The organism is Streptomyces sp. NRRL S-495 (genome assembly GCF_000966955.1).
Classification (GTDB): Bacteria; Actinomycetota; Actinomycetes; order Streptomycetales; family Streptomycetaceae; genus Kitasatospora; species Kitasatospora purpeofusca.
This window is the reverse complement of record NZ_JZWY01000085.1, coordinates 43,129-49,793: the sequence shown is the minus strand read 5'-3', so window position 1 is coordinate 49,793 and position 6,665 is coordinate 43,129. Positions and strand designations below refer to the sequence as shown.

Genomic DNA, 6,665 nt, shown 5'->3' with positions numbered 1-6,665 from the left:
GGCCCGCGGCTCTCGGCGGCGCCGGGCAGCACGGCGGCGAGCGGTCCGGGGACCGGCCGGCCGGCGGCGCCCAGCGCGGCGGAGAGCCGGTGGAAGCCGCCCAGGGCGCCCGGGGCGGCGGCGAACGGCAACTGCCGCTCGCCGAGCGCCAGCCGGGGGCCGGCGGAGCGCAGCGGGCGGGCGTCGGCGGCCAGGGCCAGCAGCCGGCCGGCCGGGCCGTCCAGCGGGTAGGCCCACCAGAGCACGTCCCGCAGGTGCTCCTCGCGGTCGACCACGGGCAGCTGCCCCGCCCAGGCGGCGCCGTCGGAGGTCAGCTCGGCGAGGGTGGTGAAGGTGTCGCGGCGGCGACGGCCGACGGCGCCCGGCCCGGCCTGGCCCGGCACGCTGCGCGGCTCGGCGGCGGGCAGCAGGCCGGCGGCCGGCCGGTCGTGGACGGCCTCGGCGCGGTGTCCGAACAGCTCCTCGGCGGCCCGGCTCCACTGGGCGATCCGCCCCTCGCGGTCGACCAGCACGACGGCGAGCCGGACCAGGGCGACCACCCCCGACGGCTGGTCGCCCGGTGCGGTGCCGGGCTCCGGAGCGGTGCCCGTCGGACGCGGTGTGGAGTTTGGATCGTCCACCATGGATTCGGTCTGCTCCCGCCTGGCCGCCACGCCTGGAGACGGCCGGTTCTCCGGAGGAAGGCATGCTGTGCGGATACCAGCGAAGCACGGACCGGCCGGGACTCGATAGCGAAACGGGGAGATTCCTCGGTATCAGTTGCGTGTCACACGCCGTGCGCCCCTCCGCACTCCCCGTCCGGCCCGCAGGCCGGGCCGGGTACGGGCGGTAGGGTCGCAGCACGGGCCAGGCCGGCCCCGCACCGGACAGCAGGAGACGGAGGCCAGAGGTGACCGCGCAGATCCCCGTCCGCTGGACGGATCCGCAGCAGGGGGAGCTGGAGGAGCGGGTCGAGGCCGCCGAACTCGCCTGGCTGACCATGGACGTCGACGTGCGGACGCTGCGCGTCGAGATCGACAACTTCGCGCTGATCCACCACCAGCTGCTCGGTCCGCTCTACGCCCGGCTGGACGAGCTGGACGCGCTGCTGGCCGAGGCCGTGGCCACCCGCACCGGGCTCCCGGAGGACCTCCGGCGGGCCCACGAGGCGCGGCAGCGGGTGGAGGACATGCCGGACCTGGACGCGCTGTTCGACAGCGTCCAGGCGCAGGAGGACGCCCCGCCGCCGCCCGCGCCGGTCCGGGTGCGTCCCGGCCGGGACGCCCAGCGGATCTACCGCGAGCTGGTGCGCCGGGCCCACCCCGACCTGTCCACCGACCCGGCCGAGCAGGAGCGCCGGGCGGCGTTCCTGGCCCGGGTCAACGAGGCCTACGCGTACGGCGACACCGGCGCCCTGGAGACGCTGTCCGCCGAGTGGTCCACCGCGCCCGAGGCCGCGCCCGCGACCGACTCCCCCGACCGGCTCGGCTGGCTGCGCCGCCGGCTGGAGTGGCTGACCGGGCGGATCGGCGAGCTGGCCGCCGAGCAGGTCCGGCTGGAGCGCAGCGCGATGGGCGAACTGCTCGCGCTGGCCCCGCAGGACCCGGACGGGCTGCTGGCCGAGCTGGCCGAGCAGCTGCTGGCCAGGGCCGCCGCCCAGCAGGCCGAGCTGGAAGGGCTGCTCGGCGGCCGTCCGGTGGGGGACAATGACGGCGCCGATCCCGAAGCCCAGGAGAACCAGACGATGTTCGCGCAGATCCCCACCATCGACGCCGCCGCCGTGCCCGCCGACGCCGCCCTGCTGGACGTCCGGGAACAGGACGAATGGGACGCCGGACACGTGGCGGGCGCGCTGCACATCCCGATCGGCGAGGTCGTCGCCCGGCTCGGCGAGCTGCCGGACGAGAAGCTGTACGTGCTCTGCCGGGTCGGCGGGCGCTCCGCGCAGGTCGTCCAGTACCTGGTGCAGAACGGCCGGGAGGCGGTCAACGTGGACGGCGGGATGTACGCCTGGGACGGCGCCGGCCGCCCGATGGTGAGCAGCGGCGGGCAGGACGCCTTCGTCCTGTAGGGCGTCTCCGAGGGGGAACGGACGACGGGGGGGAAGCATGAGCGGGGAGACCGGGACGCGGCCGGCCGGGGCCGAGGAGGTGCCGGCCGAGGTCGCCGCCGCGCTCGCGGCGCTGCGGCGCTCGGTGCTGCTGCTGTCGGGGGCGACGCTGGTGGTCGAGCTGGTCGGCCAGCTGCTGCTGGCGGCGGGCCACTCGACGGCGGCCATCGTGGCCGCCGCGGCCGGCGGGCTGCTGCTGCTGATCGCCGTGCCGGTGCTGCGCCGGCGGCGGCGGGCGGTGCTCGCGGCCCAGGCGGCGGTGCCGGAGCCGGCTGCGGTGCCGGAGCGGACCGGCTGAGGCCAGGGGGATCCGTCCGGCCCGGGGAGTAGGGCAGGATGGGCGCGCGACCGGGCCGGCGCGGTGCCGGCCCCACCCGTCCCCGGGGGAGTTCATGGCCGAGAGTACGGACCCGCCGCCCGTCGGCCGGCCCTGGTCGACGCCCGCGCGGGTCGTCCTGGGCGTGGCCGGAGCCCTGCTGACCGGCACCACCGGGCTCTTCCTCGGCGCGGTCTTCCTGCATGTGGCGCCCGCCAATTCGCTGTCCCGGGAGTACCGGGAGCAGGTGGACGGCCTGATCTATCCGGAGTTCGAGCAGAACTGGAAGCTGTTCGCGCCCAATCCGCTGCAGCAGAACATCGCCGTGGACGCCCGGGTGCGCACCGAGTCGCCGGACGGGGAGGCGCGGATCCACGAGTGGGTCGGGCTGACCGCGCAGGACATCGCCGCGATCCGGGGCAATCCGGCGCCCAGCCACGCGGACCAGAACCTGCTGCGGCGCGCGTGGGACTTCTACGACGGCTCGCACAGCGCCCAGGACGAGTCGACGACCAATCCGCGCGGCCGGCTCGCCGAGGAGTACCTGAAGCGGATCGCGGTGCAGCGGATCGGCCCGAGCGTGGAGGGGCGGCCGGTGGTGGCGGTCGAGCTGCGGGTGACCACTACGACGGTCGCGCCGCCGGAGTGGAGCGAGGAGGCGGCGCCCGCCGCGCCGAAGGTGCGGGAGCTGCCCTGGTGGCCGGTGAAGGCCGGGGACCTGCGGGGGCTGCGGTGAGCGGGGCGGTGCCCGGCGGAGCGGGCGAGGTGTCCGACGTGACCGGCACGGCCGACGCGGCCGACCTGACCGGCACGGCCGCCGCGGCCGATGCGGCCGATGTGGCTGGTCCTGCCGGTCCGGCCGGGGAGACGGTCGAGGGAGCGGCTGTGGCGGCGGTCGCGGCCGCGGTGGTGGCCGGGATCCCCCGGCAGCCCGGCCCGGAGGCGGCCGCCGCGCCCGCCGGTACTCGGCGGACCGGACCGGCCGGGCTCGCCGGGCGGGCGGTCGCGGTGTTCACCGGGCGGGTGCTCGGGCGGTACCAGGCGGCGACGGTGCGGATCGGCTTCGGGCTGGTCTGGCTGGCCTACCTGCTCCGGGAGTGGCCCAACCGGCGGCTGCTGTACGGCGACACCTCGCCCTGGTCGACCGACCTGGCCCAGCAACTGCTGGCCGACAACCGGGCGCTGACCGTGCTGCCCTGGTTCGGCGGGCGGCCCTGGTTCGAGCTGGTCTACCACCTGGCGGTGCTGGCCGCGCTCGCCGTCCTGCTCGGCTGGCGGACCAGGGCGAGCACGGTGCTGTTCCTGGTCACCGTGCTGTCGCTGCAGAACCGCAATGTCTTCCTCGGCGACGGCGGCGACAACATCGTCCACCTGATGGCGATCTACCTGGTCTTCACCCGGTGCGCCGAGGTGTGGTCGCTGGACGCCCGCCGGGGGGAGTCCGGGCGGAGCGGGGTGCCGCTCTGGACGCTGCTCGGAGCGCTGCTGCTGGTCTGTCAGCTGGGCGGCTTCGCCGGGACGAGCCTGGACTGGACCACCCCGGGGTTCCCGTACGTCGGCTGGGCGCCGCTGTTCTGGGGGCTGTGGGCGGTGGCCGGGCTGTGGTGGCTGGCCGAACGGTTGGCGCCGGAGGGCGAGACCCGGGCGGTGCTGGACGCGCTGGCGACCATGGTGCACAACTGCGCGATGCTGGTGATCGCCGTCGAGGTGGTGCTGATCTACGCCACGGCCGGCTGGTACAAGGTGCAGGGCTCGCGCTGGCAGGACGGCACCGCGCTGTACTACCCGCTGCACCTGGACTACTTCACGCCCTGGCCGGGGCTGTCCGGGTTGGTCGGCGGGGCGCTGCTGCCGGTGTTCCTGATCTCCTACGGGACGGTGCTGCTCCAGGTCGGCTTCCCGTTCACCCTGGTCGACCGGAGAGTCAAGAACGCGCTGCTGGTGGTGATGATGGCCGAGCACATCGGGATCGCCGTACTGCTCGGGCTGCCGGTGTTCTCGCTGGCGATGATCGCGGCGGACGCGGTCTTCCTGCCGACGGCGGCGCTGTGCTGGGTCGGGGCGCGGGTCGCGCGGATCCGGCCGCGGAGGGCACCACTAAGCTGACCGTTATGTCCTGGTTCGCCGCACTTCGAGACACCGCGCGGACCGGACTGACCGTCGACCGGGCGCTCACCGACCCCAAACGGGCGGTGCGCGGGGCGGTCGCCGTCGCCCTGGTGCTCTTCCCGACCCTGGCCCTCGGCGACGCCAGGCTCGCCACCTCCGCCGCGATGGGCGCGTTCATCGCCGGCACCGCGACCTTCCAGCGCAGCTTCCGGCCCCGCGCCACCCTCGCCGTCGCCGCCGGGACCGGACTCGGCATCAGCACCTTCCTCGGCTACCTGGCGGTCGGAGTGCCCGGAGCCTTCCCGGTGCTGCTCGCGGTCTGGGCCTTCGGCGCCGGACTCACCTGGGCGATCGGGCCGACCGCCGGAATCGTCGCCGCCAACACCCTCTCGGTGATGCTGATCGTGGTCCAGCTGCCCGTCAGCCCGCTCACCGCGCTCGGCCACGGACTGGTCTGCGCGCTCGGCGGCGTCGTCCAGGCACTGGTCATCACCGTCTGGCCGATCGGCAGCTGGACCGCCCAGCGCGAGGCGCTCGCCGACACCTACGCCGAACTCGCCGACTACGCCCGGCGGCTGCGCCAGGACCCGACCGCGCACATCGACCCGGCCCCGTTCATGACGGCCCGGCACGCCGCCGCGCTCACCCCCTGGCAGGACCGCAACCGCCCGCCCGAGCTGCGCGGCCTGCGCGGCCTCGCCGAACGGATCAGGCCCACCCTGGCGGCGATCGCCGACCCCAAGGTCGGCGCCCCCGAGGAGGGCCCCGAACGCGACCGGGCCCGCGAGGTACTGGCGGCCGCCGCCGAGGCGATGGACGCCCTGGCCCGGGCGATCCGCACCGGCGACCCGCTCCGGCTGCCCTCCTCCGCCCCGGCCCTCACCCTGGTCGCCCGGACCGAGGGCCCGGAACTGCGCGGCGCCGCCCGCCGCGCCGCGCGCCGACTGGCCGGACTGCTCCGCGGCGCCGCCGACGCGCTCGACCGGGGCGCCGAGGACACCATCGACACCCCCGTCGTCCAGCCCGGCGGGACGCTGCGCAAGCCGCCGCTGATCAAGATGCTGCCGACGGCACTGCGCGCGGTGCGGCGGCAGTTCCGGCCGCACTCGGCGGTCTTCCAGCACGCCGTCCGGCTGGCCGCAGTGGTCACCGCCGCCTATCTGCTGGCCCGGCTGGCCGGCTTCGAGCACGGCTACTGGGCGCCGATGACCGCCGCCATGGTGATGCGCCCCGACTTCGCCCAGACCTACAGCCGGGGCGTGGCCCGGCTGGCCGGGACGTCGGCCGGGGTGGCGGTCTCCACCCTGGTGGTGCAGCTGGCGCGGCCCGGGGAATGGGTGCTGGCCGCACTCGCCGTGCTCTCGATCGGCGGCGCCTATCTGACCTTCCGCACCGGCTACGCCGTGATCACCGCCTGCATCTCCTCCTACGCGGTCTTCCTGCTCGGGCTCCAGGAGGGGAACCCGCTGGTCACCGCCGTGGAACGGGTCGGCCTCACCATGCTCGGCGGCTCGCTGGCCCTGCTCGTCTACGCACTCTTCCCGACCTGGCAGACCGCCAGGCTCGGCGAGCGGCTGGCCGAGTGGCTGGCCGCCGCCGGGCGGTACACGGCCGAGGCGCTCGCCGTCTACGAGCGGCCGGCCGCCCCGCGCGGGCGGGAGGTGCGCGGGGCACTGCTGGACTCCCGGGAGGCGCGCTCGGAACTGCTCCAGGCGATGCAGCGGGCCGACGCCGAACCCGGCCGGCACGCCTCCGGCCTGCCCGGGGTCAGCCGCCGCCAGCTGGACCGGGCCCGGGCGGCGGTCGGCCACCTCGGGCGGGTCGCCGTCCTGCTGGAGGCCCATCTGCCCGGGCCCGACGCCGAGCCGGTGCCGGGGGCGGCCGAGTTCGCCGAGGAACTGCGGCTGGCCACCGCGCTGGCGGCGGGCGCGCTGCTGACCGGGCAGCCGGTGGACTTCGGCGCCGTCCGGGAGGCCCAGGAGCGGCTGGAGCGGCGGCTCTCCGACGCGCCGCCCGGGGTGCAGCGGGACGTGGTGCGGGCCGGGACCAGGCTGCTGCTGCAGGCGTTGAAGGACCTGGAGCGGGCGCTGCGGGGCGGCGGCACGGTCGGCTCCGCCGAGCGGCGCGAGCCGGAGCCGACCGGACGTTAGG

General features: G+C 76.1%; 6 protein-coding genes. 5 read left to right on the top strand and 1 reads right to left on the bottom strand.

The genetic code is table 11. The annotated features are described in order from the left end of the window. The coding region (locus tag VR45_RS06125) for a PAS domain S-box protein (RefSeq protein WP_159394125.1) at positions 1 to 623 on the bottom strand (623 nt) is incomplete at its 3' end. 266 nt (positions 624 to 889) lie between these two features. Between VR45_RS06125 and VR45_RS06120 the strand changes: the two genes are divergently transcribed. The 5 genes from VR45_RS06120 to VR45_RS06100 all read left to right on the top strand — a co-directional run bounded on the left by VR45_RS06120 (position 890) and on the right by VR45_RS06100 (position 6,664). Beyond that, positions 890 to 2,050, top strand: coding sequence for a rhodanese-like domain-containing protein (locus tag VR45_RS06120; RefSeq protein WP_063772416.1), 1,161 nt, complete (start codon positions 890 to 892; stop codon positions 2,048 to 2,050). Positions 2,051 to 2,087: 37 nt separating this feature from the next. Then, positions 2,088 to 2,387 (top strand): hypothetical protein, encoded by a 300-nt coding sequence (locus VR45_RS06115; RefSeq protein ID WP_045938633.1) that lies wholly within the window; start codon positions 2,088 to 2,090, stop codon positions 2,385 to 2,387. A gap of 94 nt (positions 2,388 to 2,481) precedes the next feature. Further along, positions 2,482 to 3,141, top strand: a complete 660-nt coding sequence (locus tag VR45_RS06110; RefSeq protein WP_045938632.1) for a DUF5819 family protein — start codon at positions 2,482 to 2,484, stop codon at positions 3,139 to 3,141. Positions 3,142 to 3,413: 272 nt separating this feature from the next. Continuing rightward, positions 3,414 to 4,511 (top strand): HTTM domain-containing protein, encoded by a 1,098-nt coding sequence (locus VR45_RS06105; protein ID WP_234325851.1) that lies wholly within the window; start codon positions 3,414 to 3,416, stop codon positions 4,509 to 4,511. Positions 4,512 to 4,516: 5 nt separating this feature from the next. Then, positions 4,517 to 6,664 (top strand): FUSC family protein, encoded by a 2,148-nt coding sequence (locus VR45_RS06100; protein ID WP_045938631.1) that lies wholly within the window; start codon positions 4,517 to 4,519, stop codon positions 6,662 to 6,664. Position 6,665 lies beyond the last annotated feature (1 nt).